Genomic DNA, 25,032 nt, shown 5'->3' on the forward strand with positions numbered 1-25,032 from the left:
GATTGCTCATAGAAAAACTTAAATAAATAAAAATAAACCTAATAATAAGAAATATATAGCTATAAATTTCAAAAATATCAGGCTGTATATTCTCAAAGAGAAAAATATGAGTAATTTAAAAATTTTGATTACAAAATTATCTGAACATGCACGCCTATGCCTTGAGAAGGCAGCGAATTTCTGCATCACACAGCAAAATTATGAAATCGAAATTGAGCATTTTTTCTTAGAGTTGCTACAGCAACCAGACTTGAATGATCTCAAACTATTGCTCAAAAAATATGAAATTTCCGAAGATGATCTCACCCATGATCTGAATCAGAGTATTCAGCAAATGACTAAAGGAAATTCTCGTACACCTATCTTTGCCAAATCCATTATTCGTGTATTAGAACATGCCTGGCTTTTGGCTTCAGCAGAGCAAAATCCGATGATCCGCAGCGGACATCTACTGGTTGCCCTGCTCACTGCGCCTGATCTATATCAAATGACAATTCGTGCTTCTACTTTATTTGAGCAGCTTCCAATTGATCATTTGAAGCACCGATTTTTAGAGTTCTGTGAGCAAAGTATTGAAAATATGAGCTATTCTCAGCTTACTAAGGTAAAAGAAGATTCACCTAACGCACAGCTAAAATTAAATAAAACATCGGCACTTGATCAATACACTATTAATCTAACTGAAAAAGCACGCCAAGGCCAAATCGACCCGGTGATCGGTCGTGAGTTTGAAATCCGTTTGATGCTGGATATCCTGATGCGCCGTCGTCAGAACAATCCAATACTCACCGGCGACCCGGGAGTCGGTAAGACAGCTGTGGTAGAAGGATTAGCCCTGAAAATTGTGAATAATCAAGTACCTGATGTACTCAAAAATGTAGAACTTCATGTATTGGATCTGGGCTTATTACAAGCAGGTGCGAGTGTAAAAGGCGAGTTTGAGAATCGCCTGAAGCAAATTATTCGAGAAGTTCAGTCCTGCAGTTATCCTGTTATCTTGTTTATTGATGAAGCCCATACGCTGATTGGTGCAGGTGGTCAGGCTGGTCAGAATGATGCTGCCAATCTGTTAAAACCAGCTTTGGCACGAGGAGAACTGCGTACCATCGCCGCGACTACATGGGCGGAGTACAAACAATATTTTGAAAAAGATGCTGCGCTCAGCCGTCGTTTTCAGGTGATAAAGGTAGAAGAACCTAATGAAGAAGTCGCAATTAATATGTTGCGCGCCATGATTCCGCTCATGACTCAGCATTTTCAGTTGCAGATTGATGATGAAGCAATTACTGCTGCGGTGCGTAATTCACATCGTTATATCAGTGGACGGAAATTACCGGATAAGGCCATTAGTGTATTGGATACAGCCGCGGCACGGGTTGCCTTGAGCCAGAATGCGCAACCTGCAAAGTTAGAACAGTTACAGGCACAACTGCATAATTTTCGGCTAGAACATGAGATTTTAAATCAGGAGCATCAAAATTTTCCGTGTCATCAGACACTTTTAATTGAATTATCAAAAAATATTTCAAATTTGGAACAAGAGATTTCTCAGGTAGAACAGCAATGGCAGCAAGAACTTCAATTGGTTCAGGAAATAAAATTATTACAGATTCAATCCAAAAAAATTGAAAATAAAAATAAAATTAAAGTATTACAGCGATGTTTGTCTCAGATTCAGGCTGATAACCCACTCGTGTTTGAACGTGTAACAGTCCCTATGATTAATCAGATCATTTCTGACTGGACCGGAATTCCAGTAGGTAAAATGATGAATGATGAAATCCGACAGGTATTAAAATTACAAGATAAATTATCGCAACGTGTAATGGGTCAGGACTTTGCTTTGCATCAACTGGTCCAAGGTATTAAGACATCTAAAGCAAAACTGGATGATCCGAATAAACCGCAAGGTGTATTTTTATTGCTTGGCCCAAGTGGTGTGGGGAAAACTGAAACTGCCCTAGCCTTGGCTCAAGAATTGTATGGAGGAGAATCACATCTGATCACGATAAATATGTCGGAATATCAGGAAGCTCATACCGTATCTTCCTTAAAAGGTGCTCCTCCAGGTTATGTCGGTTATGGTCAAGGAGGCATTTTGACTGAAGCGGTACGCCGTAATCCTTATAGCGTGGTTTTATTAGATGAAATCGAAAAAGCTCATCCTGATGTGCAGGAATTATTTTATCAGGTCTTTGATAAAGGCATGCTGGAAGATGGTGAAGGCCGTCTAATTGATTTTAAAAATACGACAATCCTGTTGGCCTCCAATGTTGGCTCCAGTGCCATTATGCAGGCTTGTGTAAATCAACCCGTCGAAAACTGGCCGGATGCAAAAAGCTTAATTGAACTGTTCAAACCAAGTTTGTATCAGCAATTTAAACCGGCATTTTTAGGGCGTATGCAAATTGTGCCTTATTATCCTTTACATGATGAGCTATTGATCCAGATCATTCAGCATAAACTGGGGAAAATTACCCAACGTATTCAGCAGCAATATGCCACGCAGGTTACTTATAATGAGGACTTGCTCGAACTTCTACTCAGCCGATGTACCGAGGTTGATAGTGGTGCGCGCAATATTGATCATATTTTAAATGCTTCAGTATTGCCTGCTTTGGCTACAGAAATATTGAGAACCATGAGTGAGGGAAAGATTCCTAAACTGATTCACATTGAGATTAAGAATGATGAAATTTTTTATAGCGTAGATCCGAAAGTTAAAATAGCGCAAAAAGTACGTTCTAAAAGCAATAAAGCAGATGCTGCCTAGTTGAAGTAACCTAAAAATAAAAACAAATAAAATATAATAATTGGAATAAAGATGAGCCTGGAATTTGAATATTTATTGCAAGACATTTCAGTCGATCAGCCGTGCGGTGTGGACTATTCATTTTCAAATGATTTTCATGTGATTAACAAGGCCAGAACTCGTGATGATCCTTTATTGGAGCAAGGTGACTGGGTCTCGGAACCGAAACAGGCCGATTGGCAACTTGTACATGATAAAACGATTGAATTATTAACTGAAAAAACCAAGGATATCCGTCTATATACCTGGCTTATAGAAGCTTGGAGTCATCTCTATGGTTTTGAAGGAATTGCTCGAGGATTAGAGTTGACCCAGCAAAGCCTTGAGCGATACTGGTTCACGTTACATCCTCAAATCGAAGAGGATGATCTTGATCAACGTTTTGGATTATTACAAGGTTTGATTACGCAACTGCCAATGCTGATGAAACAGGTGCCTTTGGTCAGCTCTGCGCCTTTTTATAATTTAGGTGATTATGAGGCATTCTTACATCAACGCAATATTAAACTCAAACAACAGCAAGATGACTACTCTGAAAATAATACTGTTCAGGATTTGGAGCATTTTGAGCAATCGTTGCTGAAAACTTCTCAAACAGTTTTAAGCCAGAATGAAGGTTTTCTTCTCGAGATTCAGACCCAATGGCTGTATCTTAAAAATACACTGGATCATTTACTGGGTCTAAATGCACCGAGTTACGCGAGCACAGATTCTCAACTTGAATCGATCTTCTCCAGTATTAAGCGCATTTATAAAACTGATATTTCTTCAATATCTCAGGATCAAATAAATACACCGCAATTCGGCACTCTCAAAATACCTGAAATAATAGTGATGAATACCTCGCCTGAAAATATACAAGAATTTCGACCTCAAGCCCAAAACCATCTGGCCAACCGTCAACAGGCCATGCAGTTATTACAAGACATCGCTCGATATTTTCAATCTCATGAACCGCATAGTCCAGTGAGCTACATGCTGCAAAAGACGATTAAATGGAGTCAGATGCCATTACATGAATGGCTGGCTCAAGTAATCAAGAACGAGAATCCGATCGAAAACGTACATGAATTACTGGGTATATATGCCAATGATGAATCCAAGAATGAGTGGTAAATATTAAAATGTTTAAAGCAGAAAAAGTACTGTGGGGCGAAGGTCTATTTTTAAGACCGCAACATTTTCAATTACAGGATGCCTATCATGAGCAACGCTTGAGTCATATGATTCGGGCGACATTTCCTTTTGCTCACGGGATCCAGTCCATTCAATTTGATGAAGCTCAATTCAATATGCATATATTGGCATTAAGTAAAATTGAAATGATCTGGCAAGATGGTGAAATTTATCAGGCGCCTGCACAGGATTTATTACCAGAACCTGTACAACTGGATACCTTAAACCTGCGTGGTGAAATGCAAATTTATTTGGCTTTGCCAATGCTACAGCCGAACAAGCAAAATGTAAGTCATGTCGAAAACACTCAATCTAGTCGTTATCACTCACATTTAATCTCGACCCATGATTTATTCACCGATGCCACTACTGCAGAGATCACCCTGTTACGCCGTCGGGCAGAATTTAAACTTTTTGAAGTTGGCCAAGAACCTCAGCAGCCTCTGGATGGTTATTTATATCTTCCGGTTGCTCAAATCAAACGACAAAGTTCTGGAAATTTTATTTTTGATCATAAATTCATTCCTCCAATTTTACATATTCAGGCCTGTGAATATCTGCTAGACAATTTAAAGCGAACTTTGAATATCATCCGGGCCAAGATTAAAACGATTCAATCCAATAACCGTGAAAACGAACAGAAACTGATTGAATTTCGTTCTGGGGATATTGTCTCTTTCTGGCTGGTGAATGCCTTAAATACTGCTTATGCAACCTTAAATCATATTTTGCAGTATCCACAAATTCATCCGGAACGGCTATATGCGGAACTTTTAAGACTCAGTGGTTCCCTACTTACCTTTTCAACAGCCTATGACATTGATCAATTGCCGCAGTATCAGCATCATCATCTATACGACAGCTTCAATCAGCTGGATATTATTCTCAGAGATTTACTCGATACAATTATTTCGAATCGATATATCAGTATCAGCTTAAAAGAAACTCGCCCATCCTATTGGTTTGGCAGTCTGGAGACCGATAAGATCAGTCACAATACGCGGTTATATCTTGCTGTATCAAGTAGTGTTATGCCTGCACATGACTTGATTGCCTATGTTCCGATCCGTTTTAAAATTGGTAGTACTATAGATGTAGAACAACGCGTGGTTGCAGCTTTACCGGCTGTACCCGTTCAGCATCTCATGCAGGTGCCTACTGCAATTCCGGTACGTTCCGGCGTTCATTATTTTGAGATTGAACCCAATAATGAACTGTATCAGCGCATGCTGGATTCAGAATCGATTTGTGTTTATATCCCGAATGGCTTTCAGGATATCGCGATTGAACTTATTGCTGTCATGAATGGATAAAAATATTAATGAATACAATCTCTAACACTCCTCTTTCACTCTTTGATGGCGATCAAATCGGAGTAGATTATACAGCCATGCAACCTGTAGAAACCTACCCTACCTCTACGAATAGTCTGGTAGATTTACTGCATGACGGCTTCTATATTGTTTTCCTGTTAAAAAATCACTATGTCCCTGTAAATATAGAGTCTTTCCGTGAAAAAATTCTGGAGATGTTGAAAAGTTTTGAACATCAGGCACGCCAGATGCAATTTTCAGCTGAAGATATTCAAGATGCAAAATATGCCTATTGCGCTTTAATAGATGAAACAATTGTCACCCAACAGGATGAGCGATTTTTTGATCTGCAAAATTCCTGGATGATCAGTCCCTTGCAGTTAAGCCTTTTTGGTTCACAACTTGCAGGTTATCGCTTCTTTGAATATCTGGAAGAAATACGCCATAAAGATAAGCAACGTCTGGCAGTATTAGAGGTATATCATTATTGCCTTTTATTGGGCTTCCATGGAAAATATCGAATTGAATCTATTGAGCATTTAAATAGTCTGATTGCTCGTATCGGAGATCAGATTGATTATCTCAAGGGTAAAAAAGTTGCTTTTTCTCCTTTTTCAGCAATTCCAGATCAAATCCGACATATTATCCATCGTGAATTACCATTTTTCTGGATTCTGATATTTTTATTATTATTTGCCGTGATCAGCTTTGTGGTTTTTAAATATGCCTTGTCAACAGAACAAGCTGCTGTTTTTTCTCAATATCAAAATTTGATTAGCGCGCCTGCTGAACAAGCCTATATTACGATTCATTTACCCTAACTCAATTTTCAAATAAATATGATGGACACTTATAAAAATAAAGACTTAAAAAATGACGCCGTTGGAAAATTTATATCGATGAATAAAAAAAAAATTTTGAATTATTATTAGATCAATCATTCAACTGATGATTTTGATTATATTGAGCAGCTTTATTCTATTAAGCTTAGCTATGTTAGCCTTGCTGTCTTACGAGTTTCGATTAAGAATACAGGATTTTTTTCTTGATTTGATTTCACAAAGCAAACAACAATTTTCTCAAGCAAAACAGTTTGTTCAGAAATTTCATCAGGCGGCATCGCCTGAGCATCTTCAGTCTGAATGGTATTTGCAGCAATGGTGGATTTTGATTTCAGGATTTAGCTTATTTGCCAGTATTTTAATGTTCGCTTTCACTCAGCCACTTACTGCAAGTAGGTTTGAAGCTGAATATTTAAGGAAAGTTGATCCACAGATTTATGCATTATTAGATGGGCAAATATTAACAGCTCCAACTGAAGTTGATGAACAGCTTATTATCGAAGCCTTACAAGAAGAATCTTTAGCAAATCATTCTGTAATTTCAGCGCAAAGCCTTAATCTGAATATTGAAGACATTCATATAAATCCAAATATCAGCACAGCAGACCGTAAATGGCATAAGATGAATCCGCGATTTAAACAGCGCTTACTGATGGTTTTTAAAATTATGCGCGAACAGCATGGTTATGAGCTGGTTTTACTCGAAGGTTATCGAAGTCCGGAAAGGCAAAACTCTTTGGCGACCAACAGTAATATTACCAAGGCCAAAGGCTTTCAAAGTTATCATCAGTTTGGTCTGGCCGCGGATATTGCCTTTAAGCGGAATGGCAAGGTGGTGATTAGTGAACGTGATCCATGGGCCATGCGTGGTTATGAACTGTTTGGCCAGATTGCAGAATCGGTGGGTTTAACCTGGGGCGGTCGCTGGAAATCCATTAAAGATTTTGGACATACTGAATATCGTATGCCCGGTTTAAAGAAAACAGCTGAAATGGCGCATCAACTCATTCATGAAGGACAATTACAGACTCAAACATTTCAGCCTTGAGTGCGAAATCGTAAATTAATTTAGAAAAGTCTGCATATGTTTAATGACTTCATCTGGCTTTTCACCATGCAGCCAATGTCCTGTATTTTCAATGCATTCAATTTTCGCCTGAGAAAATTGTTCATTGATTGCCGCAAAATGTTCAGGTTTTGAGATATAAAAAGAATTACCGCCACGAAGAAATAAAGCTGGCTGATTAACTTTTTCGACCTTTTCCCAAGCCATAATATCTGGATAATGATCAAATAAAGCTTGAACATTAAAGAGCCATTGCCCTTTATTAAAGGATTTTAATAAAAACTGAATTACCATTTCTTCATGAATGTATTCACGCATAATTTTTGCTGCCTCAAGTCGTGAAGCAACATTTGCTTGCTGCACAGCAAATAAGGCTTTAAAAATCTCAGTATGATGACTCTCATGATATTGGATTGGTGTAATATCAAGAACGACCAACTTTTCAGTTTGTACTCGGGCTAAATCAGCCAATTTCATAGCAATTTTTCCGCCCATAGAATGCCCTATTACTATGAACTTTTGAATATTTAAACTTGATAAAGTTTCTAGGACATCTTCCGCCATGAACTGATAATTTAAGTCTGAACTATGACCAGAAAGACCATGATTGCGTACATCAATTTGAAGCACGGTTCTTTGCTCAGAAAAATATCGAGCTAGTATTCCTAAATTACTTAAACTACCGAATAAACCATGAATAAAAATCATTGGAGATAGTACTGACGTTTCGTGGTGTTGGAGTTGATAATTTAGGATCATTTGAGAATTCCGTGATTTCTTTCTTTATTTAAGTGTTTATAATGGATTTATATTGGGAATTAATCAATTGCGAAATTTTTAAATATAAATTTTACTTAGGCTATTTTATGGGGATATATTTTGCTTAGGCTAAATAATTCATAATCAATTTGTAAGTATTTAAAATTATGATTTTAGATCTGGATGCATATTTGGCTATCTATAAATATGAAAGAAGATGGTTGAGTTGTGGTGCAGACTAAATAAAATTAATGAAAATCTTAAAACTGGGATTTAATAACATGTAAACCACTTTTAGGTCAGAGTGTTTCTTAAACTAACTCGCTGTTATTACCCAAATAGACTGAGGTAATTTTGAAAATATTGTTTTTAATTATTCATTGCTTATTATTTATCAAAAAATGACTATTCATAAGTAGCTTATTAATCCACTTGATTCTGTTTAGAATAATACGTCTTAAGTCCAAATGAGTTACAGGTAGTAAACATCAACATTATAAATTTCCCCTCTCCCCCTTTCTTGATAAAGTTGTTAAAATTATGTATTGCTTAGGCTATTTTAATATCTTAGGATGTTCAAGTTATTAGCTTAAATATAAACGTGCAATCACGCTATCCTACTTAAATTATCCTGTTCAAGAAATTACATCACGTATATAAGACATTTTCAGAAAATTATAAAAATCCAGATTATTCATTTATTCTTATCAATATATTTGACTACCGCTGATATATCCCCGGGATATGAGGTATTCACATCAAAATAAATTTAAATTAACTTAACATTTTCTTTATTAAATGATATTCGGGAGATGGTCTTTCAGGTTTTAATATCTATAAAATTTGATTGTGAAATAGACTTAGATACTTTATTTTTATTCCACTGCGAAAAACTTTCAAGATAAAAAAGTAGTTTATAACTTATTCTACTTCCCTATTTTTACAAAATACGCTCGCCGTCATTCCAGATTTAGTCAAACTTTGATCCTGCCGCTCAAGAAAATTTCTGGCAATCATAGACATCGTAGGTGCCATATTCAGACTGCTGTTTTCTTCGGACACCTTTTGAATATCCTGATAGGCTTTCAGTCGCTTGCAGAAAGCCTGGCGTTGAGTTTGGGCATCTGCCTTTTGATCATCTTCATCTAAAATATGTTTGGTTTCATTCACGATTTTAGTCTGTGTTGAAATAAACTCATCATAGGCACTTTGTGAAAGCGGCTGTGCGAAGACTACGCTACTCAGTCCTAATAATAATCCAGCACAAATGAAAGATGATTTTTTTAGCATTTAAATTTCTTCTTTCCAGACATCTTCATAATCATCGGTATCGATCATGAAACGAAAACCTGTTTCCAGAGCCAGATACGGTAAAACTTCTGGTGCAATGTCCTGTAATTCACGTACTGTCATGGTTTCAAAAGTTTCTTCACTTGAAGGTTCTCCACCATAAATATACCAGCTAATATTTTCAGCCGTTTCAGGCTTTTTACGGATGCCGACAATCGGATCTTGTTTCAAGGTATGTACGGCCACCGCAACAACATCATCACCCGTGACTTCAACATAAGCCGAGCCTACTTCTTCACAAAGTAGTTTTTGCTCTGCGATCAGTTCTTGTAAAGGTGATAGGTTTTGCGTGTTTTTCGACATTCGGTCTTACTCATCAATTTTCATTAGCACGCTATTTTAACTTAATTTTAATGAAGCTGATTGGGATTTCATCGAGATCTAAAAAATATCTGCCCTTAAACCGTGTTAAGTGCAGATATGGATCTCAGCTTATTGGAAGACTTTAAAGCGCTCTTCATCTGCCAGATAATCTTTGGCACGTGGCTCGCCTTCTATCGAACCAAAGACCAACTGTGCACGCAACTTCCAGTTCGATGGAATGTCCCATTCCGCATGTACCTGTTCATCCACGATCGGATTGTAATGCTGCAATGATGCGCCCAGACCTTCTGTATGCAATGCTGTCCAGGTTGCAAATTGTGCGATCGCAGTCGAATGCTCTGCCCAGATTGGGAAGTTATCAGCATAAGATGGGAATTGTTCCTGTAAGCCTTGTACGACTGTGTGATCTTCAAAAAATAAAACGGTACCTAGCCCTGCCGCAAAACTTGCCATTTTTACTGTGGTTTTTGCAGCACTTTCTTCATCTTTAGCATAGCTTTTTAATTTTTCTGCTACAAAGCCCCAGAACTTTTCATGTTCTGAATTGAATAAAATGACGGCGCGTGAAGACTGAGAATTGAAAGAAGATGGGCTCTGCTTAATTGCAGTCTGAATCAAATCAGTTAGATGTTCAGGAGATTGTTCAACATTCTTGGCAATGGCATAAATAGTACGGCGTTTAGTAATTAAATCTAAAAACTGATTCGACATTTTTGAAAATCCTGGGATATATCTTCGGGAAAATTTGAACCTTCAGTTATTTTTATGAAGGATAGCTAATCAATGGAGCTTTTGCTTTAACGTGAGATAAAGCCTATATACCTTAAAAAATAATGGACTCAATTACTAGGCTATTTAATTGATATTTTTATATATTTTTTAGCTAAAAATGATCATTTTCATCTATTTTTTGAACAATCGTTAAAACTACTGCCCTATGCGAGTGCCTGACGCTAAACAATGGTTCAACATGCGCTATTATTGATCAAAATTTTAAGAATAAAGACCTTCAATCACCAAATTTAATCTTGCTTAGGCTATTCTAAGAGAGAGCACATCATGAAATAAATCTCATCTTGCAGATAAAAATTAATCCCCCCAAAATTGGAGGATTAATTTTATAATTAAAAGCTAAAAAACCGATTTAAAACTTCGCGTTCAGCACCTGAGCAGATACTTTAGTCTTCCAGAGCTCACGTAAAATCGGTAAATAGAATTTCTCACCGAGTTCCACCAGTTCTGCATCAATCAGAGCATGCATCTCATGCATAAACAAATAATCCAGTTCAACTGTGGTTAGTTTAGTCTGCTGTTTTTGATAGTCTTTGCGTTTCTGTTGGGCTTGTTTAACCAGACGATCCGCAAATGCTTTATCTTTAAACTGGGTAATTGCTTTTAATCGAAGTTCGATAATACCCCATCCAGTTAAGAACATCTGGAAGGTTTCAAAATCATCGCTGGTCGATTCCCAAGACATTTCTTCCAGATTTTCATTATCGGGAAGCACAGGTAAAAGAAGTTCCATCACACTTGGGAAAATCTTTTTGAAATTCAGAATAAATTTAACAGGATGCTCACCTGGATAATCCTTGAATTGCACCTTTCTTTGAACATCTGTTAAATAAATATCAAGCATAAAACAATCATCAGTGGTTAATCTCATCTAGCACTATTGTACGCAACTCTGCCTGAGATAAAAACCACTGCTGACTATTCCATGATAAAACAGGCGGAAAGATTGAAAATAAAAGCGCTGCAGCCCTTATTTGGCATTCGGTGAGATCATTTGCTCAGGACGCACCACTTCATCAAACTGTTCAGCGGTGACTAAACCCAGTTCAACAGCCACCTGTTTTAAGGTTTTTCCTTCCTTATAGGCTGTTTTGGCAACCTTGGCTGCATTCTCATAACCAATCACCGGATTCAATGCTGTGACCAGCATTAAAGAATCATGCAGGAAATGTTCAATTTTTTCATGATTCGGCTCAATACCTACGGCGCAGTGATCATTAAAACTGTTACACGCATCGCCTAAAAGCTGGATGGATTGCAGCAGGTTATAGGCAATGACCGGCATAAACACATTCAGTTCAAAGTTACCTGATGCACCTGCCACGTTAATGGTGGTGTCATTGCCGAGAACTTGTGCGACGACCATGGTCATCGCTTCACTTTGCGTCGGATTCACCTTACCCGGCATGATGCTAGAACCCGGTTCATTTTCAGGAATACGCAATTCACCAAAACCACAACGAGGCCCGCTGGCCAGCCAGCGAATATCATTGGCAATCTTATTTAAGCTAACCGCTAAAGTCTTTAATGCACCAGACGCGAATACCGCAGCATCACGGCCTGCCAGAGCCTCAAACTTGTTTGGCGCAGTTACAAATGGTAAGCTTGTTAACTGTCCTAGTGTTTTAGCAGACTGAACAGCATAATCAGGATGAGCATTTAGACCGGTACCAACCGCTGTACCGCCTAATGGCAATTCATATAAGCCAACTAAGGCCTGTTCTAGACGAAGAAGTCCATGATCAAGTTGAGAGACATAACCGCTGAATTCCTGCCCCAAGGTTAAAGGCGTAGCATCTTGTAGGTGTGTCCGGCCAATTTTTACAATATCGGCAAAATCCTGAGATTTGGCATATAAAGTATTGCGCAAGCGTGTGACTGCCGGAATTAACAGTTCATTGATCTGCAAGCTCGCAGCCACATGAATCGCCGTCGGAAATGAATCATTGGTAGATTGGGCACGATTGACATGATCATTCGGATGAACCGGTTTTTGTGCCCCTAAATGATTGCCCAGTTTCTGGTTGGCAATATTGGCAATCACCTCATTACAGTTCATATTGCTTTGCGTACCTGAACCGGTTTGCCAGACCACCAGTGGAAATTGACTGTCCCATTTCCCGCTGATGACTTCATCTGCCGCATCTACAATGTAGCGTGACAGTTCTTGGGAAATCTGGTTCAGCTCGGCATTGGTTAAGGCCGCAGCTTTTTTGACGAGTCCCATGGCACGAATCATTGGCTGTGGCAAACGCTCATTTCCAATTTTGAAATTTTGCAAGCTACGCTGAGTCTGAGCGCCCCATAAAGCCTCGCTCGGTACAGCCACTTCTCCCATCGTGTCATGTTCAATACGTGTTTGCATGTTCAACCTCAATTCTTCTTGCCTGTTACTAATCTTAGGAATTTCAATATGAATGATTTAATCTATTGATTTAAAGTAATCGATCACAGTAATCATGTAAATGATAATTATTATCAAATATAGCTAAATACTTTTAATTACTGCCCTCTGAGCATATTCTGATAAAACAACCATTCATCCTCAAGCATCTTTCTGAGTGATCGCTGAGGTTGCCAATGTAGAATATTTCGCGCCTTTTCAATGTTCGCCCCCAATTGATCCATTTCCGCATGGGGATATGGTAAAGCATCCATGGTTTTGATTGCAGACTGGGTGACTTCAGCCAGTTGATCTAGCAAATCCTGTATGGAAATCAATTCACCGGCGATATTAAAGGCTTCACATTTTAATTCCTGCTGTTGCGACAACCATTGCAAGGACTTGATCACCGCATCACAACAATCTGCGACATGCAGAAAACTGCGTTCTACTGTGCCATCCGCAGTATGGGCCTGACGGCGTAATTCCAGATATTCACGTTGCTGTGCAGCGACCTGCATCGCCAAAGGCACAATATTTTTCGGTAAAGGTGGCACTGCTTCCCCCAGCACACCGTGTTCAAAGGCACCGGCGATATTGGATAGACGCAGGATCGCAATCCGCCATTCATTGTCAGTTTTGGCAGTATCCCGGATAATTTCCTCAACCATCTGTTGCGATTTGATATAGGGATTCGGATAAGTGAAGTTAAAAGGCAGATCTTCGCTTAAATCTGTGCCAGATTGTCCATATACCGCCAGACTGGATAAATGTACCAGATGACGCACTCCGGTACGTTGCATGGCACGCATGAGACTCATAATACAGCTGACATTATCATTATAATATTCAAGTGGTTTTAATACTGATTCTTCCAGTGATTTAAAACTTGCGGTATGTACCACAGCCTGAATCGAATGCTGCTCAAAGACTTTATTCAATGCTGGGGTATTGCGAATATCAATCTTGATAAAAGGTACGTACATGCCGGAGATAAATTCAAGACGCTCCAGAGTCTGTAAGTTGGCATTGGCCAAATTATCGACCACAATGACCTCTAGTCCTTGTGCTAACAGACTTAAAGCAATATGTGAGCCTAAAAAGCCTAATCCACCCGTCACTAAAATCATTTATACTACCTACTTTCTGATGAAGCCAAGATCAATCTGTTGCTATTGATCAAGCCTGTAGTGAATTTCGATGAGCACCTTAATTCTTGTTACCTCCGCACCGACTTCCATTTATGCCTGGCATGCCCTGGGTTTGGCTCAGGCCTTGCAAGATAAACAGGAAGCATTCCGTGTATTCTTCTATCAGGACGGCGTATCGGTCGCAAATGCACTGCAATGGGTACCCGACGATCAACGTCATCTTACACATGCATGGCAAGCGCTACAGATTCGCCTCCCGGTCTGTGTAAGTGCAGCATTGGCACGTGGAATTACAGATCTGGACAATGCTCGACGTCACAATATTCAGCAGCATAATCTGGCAGATGCCTTTGAATTGGTCGGTTTAGGTGAACTTGCCGATGCTGTTCAGTCCTCACAACGTCTCATTCAATTCTAGATGTTTCATTTTTTAGAATGTGTTGCTTTTCCAAGGAATCTTGTGTGAAATCTGTACTTGTTATATTAACCCAAGCCAATCTGACCAGTCTGCAGGTGCATGAAAGCCTATCGGCTACGATGGTCCTGGCAACTTTTGGCGCAGAAGTTAAAGTCCTGCTACAAAGTGCTGCCCTCAGTTTGCTGCATTCAGACCTGCAATTTGACCAGGTGCATCATGCATTCAAACTGGCATCAAATATGGTCGACAGTTTCGAGTTTTATGATCTCACTCCGATTCTGATTGAGAAAAAAAACCAGCATTCCTCATTTGTGGCACAGAGCGAACAAGAAATCGAATTTATTGAGCTTAATTCTGAATTTATTCAAAGCTTTGATCATGTGATGTATTGGTAAGGAACAAGGATATAAAAATGTCAAATCACACACTTTATCTGATCCAATCCAGCTATTCGGCAACAGCGCAGATCCTAGAGCAACTGGCTCAAACTTATACAATGGGTGATCAGGTCGTGCTGATGGGTGAAGCGGTTTTGCTGCTAGAGCATTCATTTCTTCAAAGCTTGCCGAAAATTCACATACTGAAAAATGATGCGGAGTTATTAGTACAGCCTTTGCCTGATCAGATAAAGCTTTTGAATTATGCGGATTTTGCAGATCTTTGCCTCGAGTTTAATCGCTGCATTTCAATGAAATAATAAATGAGTTAGATATGAATTTAGAATTGGATCAAGATGGCCATCTGGTTGACTATACCATCTGGAATGAAGAAGTCGCTCAAGTGCTGGCCGATAGTCTGGAACTGAGCTTAACTCCTTGGCATTTTGAAATTCTGCAAGCGGTACGTCAGTTCTATCAGCAGTTTGGTCATTCACCAGCAACACGACCACTGATTAAATTTTTAATGAAAACTGTCAGTGCCGATATCAATAATGCCATGCTTCAAGAAAAGTTTAATACTGGTCTGGTGGCCCGTCACTTAAGCCGTTTGGCTGGTGTACCCAAGCCTGCAAATTGTTTATAAAGGTGTACCCAAGCCTGCAAATTGTTTATAAAGATACTTAGCTTTCTATAGTGTGTATTTAAAGGCCCAGATCATTTTTTGGGCTTTTTTTTATGAGAGCAATTTTCAGACTGAGAATAATGAAAGATACAGCTGGATCTAATTCGTCAAGTTCGAGTTTGTTCTAATACTCGCAACGCCCGATGCAATTCATGATCCATTTCAGGCAGAACTTTAATCAGAAACTCAATTTGTGCTTTCGCTTCGGCCTTGCTCACCAGTTGGGCCTCTACCAGTTTTTGCTGCTGACTGATCAACAAACTGACTTGTTGAGGATTTGGTCGTTGTCCCTCACTTAAAGCGTTAATGATCTGAGTAAAGTCCAGATATAACTGTTCTTGTTGCTTTGATAATTCGCTTTGCTTTGCAACCGTATCGTTCTGTTTCTTCTTCGTAGTTTGACTATTCTCAGGAGAGTTAACAGATATATAGCTTGCCGATTTTTCAACTGGCAGGACCGGATCAGAATGGGTCTGATCAGTAAAATTCGTCCGATAGATTTCTTGTCGTACCTGATAGCCAATACCGGCTAAAGTCCCAAACAATAGCAATCCGAGCATTACATAGAACAGAATTGTTTTATCATTCATTTTTATGTCCTCAGCTAAAGAAGACAGCCTTTATCAAAAAGCTGTCTTTTTCGCTCATCGACGATTGACTACGGCGTTGACCAGTCTGCTGGTGCATATCCAATCCGGACGCGTTGTGGATGATTTCCTACCGGTACACTCAGCACTTTATTGCCTGTGGCAAAATCAATCACTGTGACTACATCTGTTTCACTTTCTGAAATTACACAGCTACGACCATCCGGGCTTCGCGTTGCCCAATAAGGTTTACCTGCAGAAATCAGTTTCCCGGCTGTCAGTGTTTTGCGATCTACAATCGTAGCATAGTTATCCATGGTACCGGCGACACAGAGCTTTTCACCATCAGCACTGATTGATAGGCCATGATGACGCGAATCATTCACCCATTTTGTCCGGTCTTTCGGAATACTGTCACTGCCAGGCAGCTGTCCGATCCGGCTAATCTTGTTCTGATTCAGATCGTACTCAATCAGCCCATTAAAAAATGAAACCTGGGCATACAGTTTGGTTTCATCCTTACTAAATACAATTGGTCGTACTGAGTTGGATAAATCTTTACGACCAAATGCATCCAGTGCAGGTCTGAAGTCAATTTTTCTTAGCACCTGATGCGTATTGGCATCTGCGATAGTGATAAAACGCTTACCTTTATTAAAGTCTTGCCACTGTGCATCCATCGAGGTTTCAACATTGCCGATGGCAGAGTTCAGGATCTTGTTGCCGCCATCGAAGTAAATGTTTTCATGCGGTTTATCGCCAGTGCTGAAACGGCCCAACTCTTTACCGGTATGGATATCCAGTACATGCACCACATTCCCTGAAGATGCAGAAACAGCAACCCGTTGTCCATCTGGTGATACCGCCATATGGTCGGCACGGAAACCTTCGACTGACGTCCGCCAGTTAATCTTGCCGGTTTTAATATTAATTGATACCACATCAGCGAAACTTGGTCGTGATGCAACGACTGACTGTCCATCTGGTGTCGAGTACATATCATCCACCAGCTGGTCATTGCCTTCACCAGCTGTAGCCTGAATGTAAGTATAAGCAATCAGTTTGATTGGATTCAGGTGGATTTCTTTAAGGCGCTCTTTCCGGTCAGGAATCATGTTAATAACGCCAATCTTGCCAAAATCACCCGATGGACGAATCACGGTTACCGTGCCATCCCAGTTATTTCCGACAAAGAAAACATGCTGTGAATTGGCGGGTGCAGCTGAAGGTGCAGAAGCGGCCTGTACACTCGGCAACGCAGATAACATCGCCATCGCAGATAATGTCAGACAGAACCGTGGCCATTTTTTATTTTGAATTTTCATCCATTATGCTCCGCATAATAATTTATATTTTTGTTTTCATTCCTTGTTGTGCACACAGTCAGGCTGTGTTTTAACTTATCTAATATACAAATGCATAAGATGATTTACTGTTATTTCCGACCAAAAAATATATAGCTCATTTAAATTTATCGTTCTATATCCTCTGAATTTAAAAGAACATCTTGCTGTGATTTTATGTATCCAATACATCGACAAACTGTGCATTGAGCACTTTGGCAAGATCAGCCGGCTTCAGTCCGATATCCAAGCCTCTTTTACCGCCACTGACATAGATCTTATCCAACTTTTCTGCACTGGCATCAATCACCGTTTTTAACCGTTTCTTTTGACCAATGGGACTGATTCCGCCGACCAGATAGCCGGTCAAGCGTTCTGCATGTTTAGGATCTGCCATCTGGAGTTTTTTGCATCCTACGGCCTGCGCTACTTTTTTCAGATTGAGTTGATGATGTACTGGCAATATGGCAACAAAATACTGTTTATCATCCGTAACCAATAAAGTTTTAAAGACTTCTTCCACCGAAAGCCCTAATTTTTCAGCAGCTTCTAGCCCGAAACTTTTGGCATTGGCATCATGTTCATATTCGTGAATGCTGTATTCGATTTTATTGGCTTTTAATAGTTTGCATGCAGGTGTCATAGAAGGTCTGGTTTGAGATGAATCGCATGATTATATAAAGATTAGCTCAAGAAGTTAATTTAGATGCGGTGAGTTTAGAGAAATTTTGCTTTAAGCCCGTATTCCGCTTCAATAAGGACCTATTGGGTTGAATCGTTACGCTCTTCAATACTTTTAAACTTTTCTGCAAAGATGATGATGCGCAAAATTGCATCAAATGTATGCGTTTTTGCCACTATCCAAGCGTTAAGCGCTTAATAGCTTCACTATGTAGAAGACTTGAAGATGAACACATTCGTCACTTCATGCGTCTATAAATACGAGGCATATAGTCCAAGGGTTTTATCTTAAACCTGCTGAGATTCAACCCTTATCTCAGGTAGAGAAAATACATTCTTATACAGTGTCTGTCATGAATACTTGAATTGAAAATGATGTAACTCATTCCAATCTATTAGAAGAATAGGCTCAGAAAAATCCAAGTAAAATAAGAAAAAATATCATTAACATATTGTCTTATCTTATTTTTTTAAATTTCATCATATTTTGAGAATCGATCGATAGCTTATAGATAAAGAGGATAATCAGCACAACTCTAAAGTCAGAATGTAAAGAGTTTTCTATGCTATAGAAGTCGAACATTGCAGTAAAATCAGCCAGACAACTCTTGTTCAAAACTAAAAATATCACTAAAAGGAAGAATTTAGCGTTAACATGAAGATACAGTTACATAAAGGATATTAACTGTTTTTGCCAATTGGGTTTACAATGAAAATAATCTGAATACCCAGCGAATTGTAATTTTTTAACATTGCCAAATCTCTGCAAAGTTTTCATTATAGCGCCACTGTTTGCTATATGCTTTCTACGTTAATTCAAAGAAATTATAAATAGTAATGTAGAAAATCATGCAATAATAAGCAGAGTTTGCAGACATCTTGCAAACAAACCCCGATACTTTTTAATTGGAGCATGCTGGATGAGTTCGACCATTTTGGTTATTCATGGACCGAATTTAAACTTGCTTGGGAGGCGCGAACCGGAAGTTTATGGTCACCTTAGTCTTGACGATATTAACCAGCAGCTGATTGCTCAGGCTCAACAAGCTACCTTACAACTCGATACTTTCCAGAGCAACTGGGAAGGTGCCATTGTTGACCGAATTCATCAAGCGCAGCAAGACGGCATTCAATATATCATTATTAATCCAGCAGCATTGACCCATACCTCTGTTGCTGTTCGCGATGCCCTCCTTGGCGTTGCCATTCCTTTCATTGAAGTCCATCTGTCTAATGTGCATGCACGTGAGGCATTCCGACATCATTCATACTTGTCCGATAAAGCCATCGGCGTGATCTGTGGTCTAGGTGCAAAAGGCTATGCTGCTGCCCTCGACTATATCATTGAAAAAATACAACCTTCTACACAATCTTAATTAGGAATACTGTCTCATGGATATCCGTAAAATCAAGAAACTCATCGACTTGATGATTGAATCTGACTTACAGGCGATCGAAGTTAAAGAAGGCGATCAATCGATTGCATTAACTCGTCGTAATCCAGTGGTTGCAGCAGCTGTTCCTGCGATGCCTGCACCAGCAGCCGAAGCGCCAGCAGCAAAATCTCCTCGCGGTGCTGTTGAAACTTCACCAATGGTCGGCGTGTTCTATGCAGCACCAAGCCCAGGTGAGCCGACCTTTGTTAAAGTTGGCCAGACCGTTTCTGCAGGCGATACGCTCGGTATTATCGAAGCAATGAAAATCATGAACCCGATAGAAGCAACTCAAAGCGGTGTGATTGAAGAAATTCTGGTGAAAAATGGTGAAGTGATTCAATTCGGTCAACCACTTTTCCGCTACCGCGCTTAATCACCCCGGGGATTTATAATGTTGCAAAAAGTTTTAATTGCAAACCGTGGTGAAATTGCGTTACGCATCACCCGTGCTTGCAGAACTTTAGGGATCAAAACTGTAGGTGTCTATTCTGACGCAGACAAGGACCTGATGCATTTACGTTTCTGTGATGAAGCAGTATGTATCGGCCCTGGTGCAAGCAGTGACAGCTACCTGAATATTCCTGCGATTATTACAGCTGCTGAAATTACCGGCGCAGATGCAATCCATCCTGGTTATGGATTCCTCGCTGAAAATGCAGAATTTGCCGAAATCGTAGAAAATTCTGGTTTTATCTTTATTGGTCCACGTCCGGAACATATCCGTTTAATGGGGAACAAGGTTTCTGCCATTATTGCCATGAAAAAAGCTGGTGTACCAACAGTACCAGGCTGCGACCATGCCGTAACGATTCACAATGCCATGGCTGAAGCGAAAGAGATCGGTTTTCCACTGATTGTAAAAGCTGCTTCTGGTGGTGGTGGTCGTGGTATGCGTATCGTAGAAAATGTCGATACCCTGCTTGAATCTGTTCAGGCTGCACAGCGTGATGCGGAAATGTGGTTTGGTGATGATACGGTCTATATGGAACGTTTCCTGCAAAAGCCACGTCATGTCGAAGTGCAAGTACTGGCTGATGGTAATGGCCATGCGATTCATCTGTATGATCGTGATTGTTCACTACAGCGTCGCCATCAAAAAGTACTGGAAGAAGCGCCAGCACCGAACTTACCAGAGCAAGCACGTGCTGATATTCTAGAAGCCTGTGTGAATGCATGTAAGCTGATGCAATATCGTGGTGCAGGTACATTCGAATTCCTGTTTGAAGATGATGAGTTCTTCTTCATTGAAATGAATACGCGTGTTCAGGTTGAGCATCCGGTGACTGAAATGGTCACGGGGATCGATATTATCGAACAGCAATTGCGTATTGCTGGCGGCTTAGGTCTCGATATTCAGCAAGAAGACGTCAAGGTTTTAGGACATGCGATTGAATGCCGTATTAACGCAGAAGATCCATCGACCTTCCTGCCTTCACCAGGCAAGATTGACAACTTCTATGCACCAGGCGGCGCAGGTATCCGTTTAGATTCGCATGTTTATCCAGGCTACAGCATTCCACCGTATTATGATTCGATGATTGCCAAACTGATTTCGCATGGTAAGGATCGTGAGACGTCTATTTCTCGAATGAGAAATGCTTTGGAAGAAATGATTTTGACTGGCGTTAAAACCAATATTCCTTTGCATAAAGATTTAATCCTTCAGGATAAAAACTTCTGCAAACAGGCAATGGATATTCATTACCTAGAGAAGCATTTGTTAAAGCAGCTTGAAGGTGCTGAAGACAAAGCTTAAAACCAAGCTTATAAAAAAACCGCTGTCATTCAGCGGTTTTTTTATTGTTTGCAATTTAAGGCAATACGCGTCTGAGCACAGCAAAACATTGTTCGGCTTTTTCATTGGCGCAGAAGTTAATGGTATAAGGGTTTTGCCATTTCACAAAATATTGCGAAATTTCACCAGACTGATCCACCTGATTGCCTGAACAGTCTTTTTCATTATTGTCATATTTTACTTGCAGAATCAGCGCTGGAATCTGCTGCGAAGGATCCTGTGCCGGCTGATAGTCATACAGCCCTGACGTCCACTCATCGCCACTTTTAATCACCACATTATTATTGCCTTTAAAATTATAATATTCGATACATTTTTTATTATTCGGGATTTCCATTCCCCACAATCCGACAATTTCCGGACGGGTTTTCACAGTAAATGTATTTGGGATTTCAGCAGCTTTAGCAGGAGCATTTGCTGGTTTTTTATTTTCTGTCGCCATTAGCCAAGGTGAGCTCATGAGTAAGATAAGGCTAAGACATATTTTTTTCATATTTACCGGCATCTTGTTAACAATTGATTCTAAATTATCATATTTTTTGGGATCGTGTCCCGCTCTAACGCAATTTCAATACAGAGTCAGAAATTATTTATCACATTGTTTAAAAAGATGGATTTCCTTTCTGACTTTTTTTGTATATATTTCGTATATAAGAATCTTAATAGTTCGTATTAATAACAGATTAATCAAACAATAAAATTATATTTTGGGTCAAACTTAGTTGCTGAACAAAGTGATCATTCACACTTAAAAATTTGAATAGGATTTTAAATTTGCAATTAGCTCGAATAACAGAACAACAATTAAATCATGAAACCTATGCTTATTTTGTCATTGTTTTCGCTGTTTTAGTCTGTTGTTTTATTGGGATCGCAACCAGACCGATTGAGTACCTGGCCTTATTGTGGCCGGCCAATGCTGCCTTGTTAGCCCTGTTCTTACGCTTTCCACATTTAAATAATATGGGAGGTTGGCTCGGTGCATTCAGTGCTTTTATGTTTGCAGATCTGGTCACCGGGAACAGCCTATTACAAAGCCTGTTTCTTACCCTGTCTAATCTGATCAGTACTATTGTCTCGATATTTTTTATTCGATATTTCAAGATTAATTACAAATACTATAATACCGGTTATACCTTCGTTCATTTATTTGGCATCTTCGCTTTTGCAGGCTGCCTGGCCAGTGCGGCTTTTGCAGTTATCACCTTGCCCAATCTACCCAATTCATTCATGACCAAAGAAAATTTATGGATTGATTTTGGTCTGTGGTGGACCGGTGAAATGGTGAATTATATTGTGTTTCTTCCTTTAATCTTGGCATTCCCAAGAATAAAAGACATGCAGTACTTATTTAAAAACCGTCGTCAAAAACGTAATTACTTCAGCTATTTTTTACCTGCATCTTCAGTCGTGGCCTGTGTCATCATTACCAATATTTTTGCAGGCCCGGGTGCAATGCTCTACCCTCTGGCTGCACTGATCTGGGCTGCGTTGACCTATCGCCTGTTTACCATGACCATGATCAACGCTTTTGTGATTATCCTGACCTATTACAGCCTGACGCGGTTTTATGCCACAACGCATGACACCTTGGCAGATTCTACGATTTATATTTCGCTCCGGATCGGGCTGTTTATGCTGGCCTTATCGCCGCTTATTCTTTGTATTATTAGTCAAAACCGCAATGAGCTGTTTAAACGGGTTCTCTATCTGGCCAATCATGACAGTCTGACCCGCACCATGAACCGTCATTTTTTCTTTCAGAAAGGTGAATATTTACTGCAATATGCCAACAGAATGGAATTTTCGGTCATCATGCTGGATATTGATCATTTCAAACGTCTGAACGATGATTTTGGCCATCATGTCGGTGATAAAGTCCTGCAACACTTTGCGCAGATTGTACGTAATAATTTACGTGCTGAAGATCTGTTTGCACGAATTGGTGGGGAAGAATTTGTGCTGTTACTCTGGAATACCGAACCATCAGAAGCACGTCTTATTGCAGAACGGATTCGTGATCTGGTGGAAAAAACCCCGATTTATCAATCAGATGGCTCGCCCCTGTATATTACCGTGAGTGTGGGCATCACTCATCAAAATGAACCGCAGGCCCAAGACCTGCAAAACCTGATCAATATTGCAGATCAAGCCTTGTATCAGGCCAAACATCGTGGGCGAAATCAGGTGGTGCTTGCATCTTGAGCCTAAATGATCTACAACCTTGAAGCAGCAACACTAGGGAATGGCAATGAAATTTGAAGAATATCTGCAATATGACGGTTTAGGACTGGCTGATCTGGTCGCCAATAAACAAGTACATTCAAGTGAACTTTTATCTGCTGCACTAGAGCGTAGCTCAATTGCCAATCCCGAGCTAAATGCAATTATTATTCCGATGCATGAGCATGCATTGAAACGGAGCCAGCAAAATCTGTCCGGACCTTTTGCCGGTGTGCCTTTTCTGGTTAAAGACCTGTTTCAGGAATATGCCGGTTATCCAACTTCTTATGGCTGTCAGGGCTTAAAACGGATCGGTTATATTGCCGAGACCAATGCCGAGATTGTCAATCGCTGGGAAAAAGCCGGGATTGTGACTTTTGGACGTACCAATACCCCTGAATTTGGGATTAAAGGTATTACTGAACCAGATGCTTGGGGCAGCTGTAAAAATCCGTGGAATTTACAGCATAATAGCGGCGGCTCGTCCGGTGGTTCCGCTTCTGCCGTGGCTGCCGGAATTGTACCAATTGCGGGTGCTGGTGATGGTGGCGGCTCGATACGTATCCCCGCTTCCTATTGCGGCCTGTTTGGCCTGAAACCGAGTCGTGGCCGCACGCCTTGGGGACCACAAATGAGTGAAGCCATGCATGGCGCCGCGATTCAGCATGTACTGACCAAAACGGTACGGGATAGTGCTGCAATGCTGGATGCCACCCATGGTGAAGATCATAGTTCACTGTTTAAGATTCAGCGTCCACAGCATCATTATCTGGATGTGATTCAGCAACCGCCAAAAAAACTGAAAATTGCGTTTAGCACTTATTCTACGATTGGCACACCTGTTTCCCAGGATGCCATTAAAGCCATTGAAAAAACAGCCAAATTGCTAGAATCTTTGGGCCATGAGGTGGTCGAAGACCGCCCAGCCATTGATGGCATGCAACTGGCCAAGGATTTTATTACCACCTGGTTTAGCCAATTTTCATTTATGCTGGATGAAATCCAGAAAGGCTATCCGTCTAAAACAAATGATTTTGAATTGGACTCTTTAGCACTGGCGGCTTTTGGGGCCAAAACCAGCGCGATTGATTATATCCAGAACCTGAATAACTGGGGCCAGTATGTGACCCAGATGAATCATTTCTTTGATAATTATGACCTCTATCTAACGCCTGCAACGGCGACAGTGGCGCCGAAAAATGGTGAGGTCAAAACACCAAACTGGCAGAAACCGATTCTTAAAGGTTTATTGAAACTGAATAAAGCGCATTTACTGGCGCAAGGGAAACTAGTAAACCAGATTGTGAAAGAAAATCTAAAATGGGTGCCTTTTACCCAGTTGGCCAATATTACCGGACTCCCAGCGATGTCTGTACCACTGTACTGGAATGAACAAAACCTGCCGCTCGGTTCACAGTTTATTGCACCGTTTGCCCGTGAGGATCTGCTATTACAACTGGCAGCCCAATTGGAACAGGCACAACCGTGGTTTGGGCAATACGCCAAAATCCGTATTTAA

Annotated in this window: 25 protein-coding genes; 14 read left to right on the forward strand and 11 right to left on the reverse strand. The window is 40.1% G+C overall.

Annotation, left to right across the window (positions count from 1 at the left end):
- Positions 1-106 precede the first annotated feature (106 nt).
- From tssH to NI465_RS11360, 5 genes are all read left to right on the forward strand, one after another.
- The gene (tssH, locus tag NI465_RS11340; RefSeq protein WP_184413199.1) at positions 107-2,773 is read left to right on the forward strand and encodes a type VI secretion system ATPase TssH; all 2,667 of its coding nucleotides are present in this window, start codon (positions 107-109) and stop codon (positions 2,771-2,773) included.
- A 51-nt stretch (positions 2,774-2,824) separates the two neighbouring features.
- Positions 2,825-3,928 carry a type VI secretion system protein TssA gene (gene tssA / locus NI465_RS11345; RefSeq protein ID WP_180087328.1) on the forward strand — a complete coding sequence of 368 codons (1,104 nt, stop codon included), beginning with the start codon at positions 2,825-2,827 and terminating at the stop codon, positions 3,926-3,928.
- Between the two features lie 8 nt (positions 3,929-3,936).
- Positions 3,937-5,301: a type VI secretion system baseplate subunit TssK gene (tssK, locus tag NI465_RS11350; protein ID WP_005107022.1), complete on the forward strand. Its 1,365-nt coding sequence runs from the start codon at positions 3,937-3,939 to the stop codon at positions 5,299-5,301.
- An 8-nt stretch (positions 5,302-5,309) separates the two neighbouring features.
- Positions 5,310-6,122: a type IVB secretion system protein IcmH/DotU gene (gene icmH / locus NI465_RS11355; protein ID WP_005107023.1), complete on the forward strand. Its 813-nt coding sequence runs from the start codon at positions 5,310-5,312 to the stop codon at positions 6,120-6,122.
- A 127-nt stretch (positions 6,123-6,249) separates the two neighbouring features.
- Entirely contained in the window at positions 6,250-7,191 is a 942-nt protein-coding gene (locus NI465_RS11360; protein WP_005107024.1) for a M15 family metallopeptidase, read from the forward strand.
- A gap of 15 nt (positions 7,192-7,206) precedes the next feature.
- Here the strand turns inward: NI465_RS11360 and NI465_RS11365 are convergent, their stop codons facing one another.
- The 7 genes from NI465_RS11365 to NI465_RS11395 form a co-directional block, all read right to left on the reverse strand.
- Complete coding sequence (locus NI465_RS11365; protein WP_004280222.1) at positions 7,207-7,968, reverse strand: alpha/beta fold hydrolase; 762 nt, start codon at positions 7,966-7,968, stop codon at positions 7,207-7,209.
- A 921-nt stretch (positions 7,969-8,889) separates the two neighbouring features.
- Positions 8,890-9,258, reverse strand: a complete 369-nt coding sequence (locus tag NI465_RS11370) for a hypothetical protein (RefSeq protein ID WP_005266461.1) — start codon at positions 9,256-9,258, stop codon at positions 8,890-8,892.
- Positions 9,259-9,621, reverse strand: coding sequence for an immunity protein Imm33 domain-containing protein (locus tag NI465_RS11375; protein ID WP_253145367.1), 363 nt, complete (start codon positions 9,619-9,621; stop codon positions 9,259-9,261).
- Between the two features lie 129 nt (positions 9,622-9,750).
- Positions 9,751-10,353 (reverse strand): nitroreductase family protein, encoded by a 603-nt coding sequence (locus NI465_RS11380; protein WP_004280217.1) that lies wholly within the window; start codon positions 10,351-10,353, stop codon positions 9,751-9,753.
- 433 nt (positions 10,354-10,786) lie between these two features.
- The gene (locus NI465_RS11385) at positions 10,787-11,278 is read right to left on the reverse strand and encodes a hypothetical protein (RefSeq protein ID WP_004280216.1); all 492 of its coding nucleotides are present in this window, start codon (positions 11,276-11,278) and stop codon (positions 10,787-10,789) included.
- A gap of 126 nt (positions 11,279-11,404) precedes the next feature.
- Complete coding sequence (gene fumC, locus NI465_RS11390; RefSeq protein ID WP_253145368.1) at positions 11,405-12,799, reverse strand: class II fumarate hydratase; 1,395 nt, start codon at positions 12,797-12,799, stop codon at positions 11,405-11,407.
- Positions 12,800-12,936: 137 nt separating this feature from the next.
- On the reverse strand, positions 12,937-13,947 hold the full coding sequence (locus NI465_RS11395; RefSeq protein WP_253145369.1) for an NAD-dependent epimerase/dehydratase family protein: 1,011 nt from the start codon (positions 13,945-13,947) through the stop codon (positions 12,937-12,939).
- 70 nt (positions 13,948-14,017) lie between these two features.
- Between NI465_RS11395 and tusD the strand changes: the two genes are divergently transcribed.
- From tusD to NI465_RS11415, 4 genes are read left to right on the forward strand one after another with little or no spacing between them, the layout of a single operon-like run.
- Entirely contained in the window at positions 14,018-14,386 is a 369-nt protein-coding gene (tusD, locus tag NI465_RS11400; protein WP_004280211.1) for a sulfurtransferase complex subunit TusD, read from the forward strand.
- Positions 14,387-14,430: 44 nt separating this feature from the next.
- Positions 14,431-14,781 (forward strand): hypothetical protein, encoded by a 351-nt coding sequence (locus NI465_RS11405; RefSeq protein WP_004280210.1) that lies wholly within the window; start codon positions 14,431-14,433, stop codon positions 14,779-14,781.
- 17 nt (positions 14,782-14,798) lie between these two features.
- Positions 14,799-15,083 carry a DsrH/TusB family sulfur metabolism protein gene (locus tag NI465_RS11410; RefSeq protein ID WP_004646886.1) on the forward strand — a complete coding sequence of 95 codons (285 nt, stop codon included), beginning with the start codon at positions 14,799-14,801 and terminating at the stop codon, positions 15,081-15,083.
- Positions 15,084-15,097: 14 nt separating this feature from the next.
- A complete protein-coding gene (locus NI465_RS11415; protein ID WP_004280207.1) occupies positions 15,098-15,409 on the forward strand; it encodes a TusE/DsrC/DsvC family sulfur relay protein in 312 nt (103 codons plus the stop codon).
- 146 nt (positions 15,410-15,555) lie between these two features.
- Here NI465_RS11415 and NI465_RS11420 read toward each other — a convergent pair whose 3' ends face one another.
- The 3 genes from NI465_RS11420 to ybaK form a co-directional block, all read right to left on the reverse strand.
- A complete protein-coding gene (locus tag NI465_RS11420) occupies positions 15,556-16,038 on the reverse strand; it encodes a hypothetical protein (protein WP_184413201.1) in 483 nt (160 codons plus the stop codon).
- A 68-nt stretch (positions 16,039-16,106) separates the two neighbouring features.
- Complete coding sequence (locus tag NI465_RS11425) at positions 16,107-17,360, reverse strand: YncE family protein (RefSeq protein ID WP_253145370.1); 1,254 nt, start codon at positions 17,358-17,360, stop codon at positions 16,107-16,109.
- Between the two features lie 193 nt (positions 17,361-17,553).
- A complete protein-coding gene (ybaK, locus tag NI465_RS11430) occupies positions 17,554-18,021 on the reverse strand; it encodes a Cys-tRNA(Pro) deacylase (RefSeq protein WP_253145371.1) in 468 nt (155 codons plus the stop codon).
- 958 nt (positions 18,022-18,979) lie between these two features.
- On the opposite strand from ybaK, the gene aroQ reads away from it, so the two are divergent.
- Genes aroQ through accC form a run of 3 tightly spaced genes read left to right on the forward strand, consistent with a single transcriptional unit; the run spans position 18,980 to position 21,251 of the window.
- Positions 18,980-19,435, forward strand: a complete 456-nt coding sequence (gene aroQ, locus NI465_RS11435; RefSeq protein ID WP_253145372.1) for a type II 3-dehydroquinate dehydratase — start codon at positions 18,980-18,982, stop codon at positions 19,433-19,435.
- A 16-nt stretch (positions 19,436-19,451) separates the two neighbouring features.
- Positions 19,452-19,868 carry an acetyl-CoA carboxylase biotin carboxyl carrier protein gene (gene accB / locus NI465_RS11440; RefSeq protein WP_005107117.1) on the forward strand — a complete coding sequence of 139 codons (417 nt, stop codon included), beginning with the start codon at positions 19,452-19,454 and terminating at the stop codon, positions 19,866-19,868.
- Positions 19,869-19,886: 18 nt separating this feature from the next.
- Positions 19,887-21,251, forward strand: coding sequence for an acetyl-CoA carboxylase biotin carboxylase subunit (gene accC / locus NI465_RS11445; RefSeq protein WP_004646808.1), 1,365 nt, complete (start codon positions 19,887-19,889; stop codon positions 21,249-21,251).
- Between the two features lie 55 nt (positions 21,252-21,306).
- On the opposite strand, the gene NI465_RS11450 is transcribed toward accC, so the two are convergent.
- The gene (locus NI465_RS11450; RefSeq protein WP_005100815.1) at positions 21,307-21,750 is read right to left on the reverse strand and encodes a hypothetical protein; all 444 of its coding nucleotides are present in this window, start codon (positions 21,748-21,750) and stop codon (positions 21,307-21,309) included.
- A gap of 314 nt (positions 21,751-22,064) precedes the next feature.
- On the opposite strand from NI465_RS11450, the gene NI465_RS11455 reads away from it, so the two are divergent.
- Positions 22,065-23,495: a sensor domain-containing diguanylate cyclase gene (locus NI465_RS11455; protein ID WP_253145373.1), complete on the forward strand. Its 1,431-nt coding sequence runs from the start codon at positions 22,065-22,067 to the stop codon at positions 23,493-23,495.
- 46 nt (positions 23,496-23,541) lie between these two features.
- On the forward strand, positions 23,542-25,032 hold the full coding sequence (locus NI465_RS11460) for an amidase (protein ID WP_005107122.1): 1,491 nt from the start codon (positions 23,542-23,544) through the stop codon (positions 25,030-25,032).

The organism is Acinetobacter lwoffii, assembly GCF_024129855.1.
In the GTDB taxonomy this organism is placed as follows: Bacteria; Pseudomonadota; Gammaproteobacteria; order Pseudomonadales; family Moraxellaceae; genus Acinetobacter; species Acinetobacter lwoffii_L.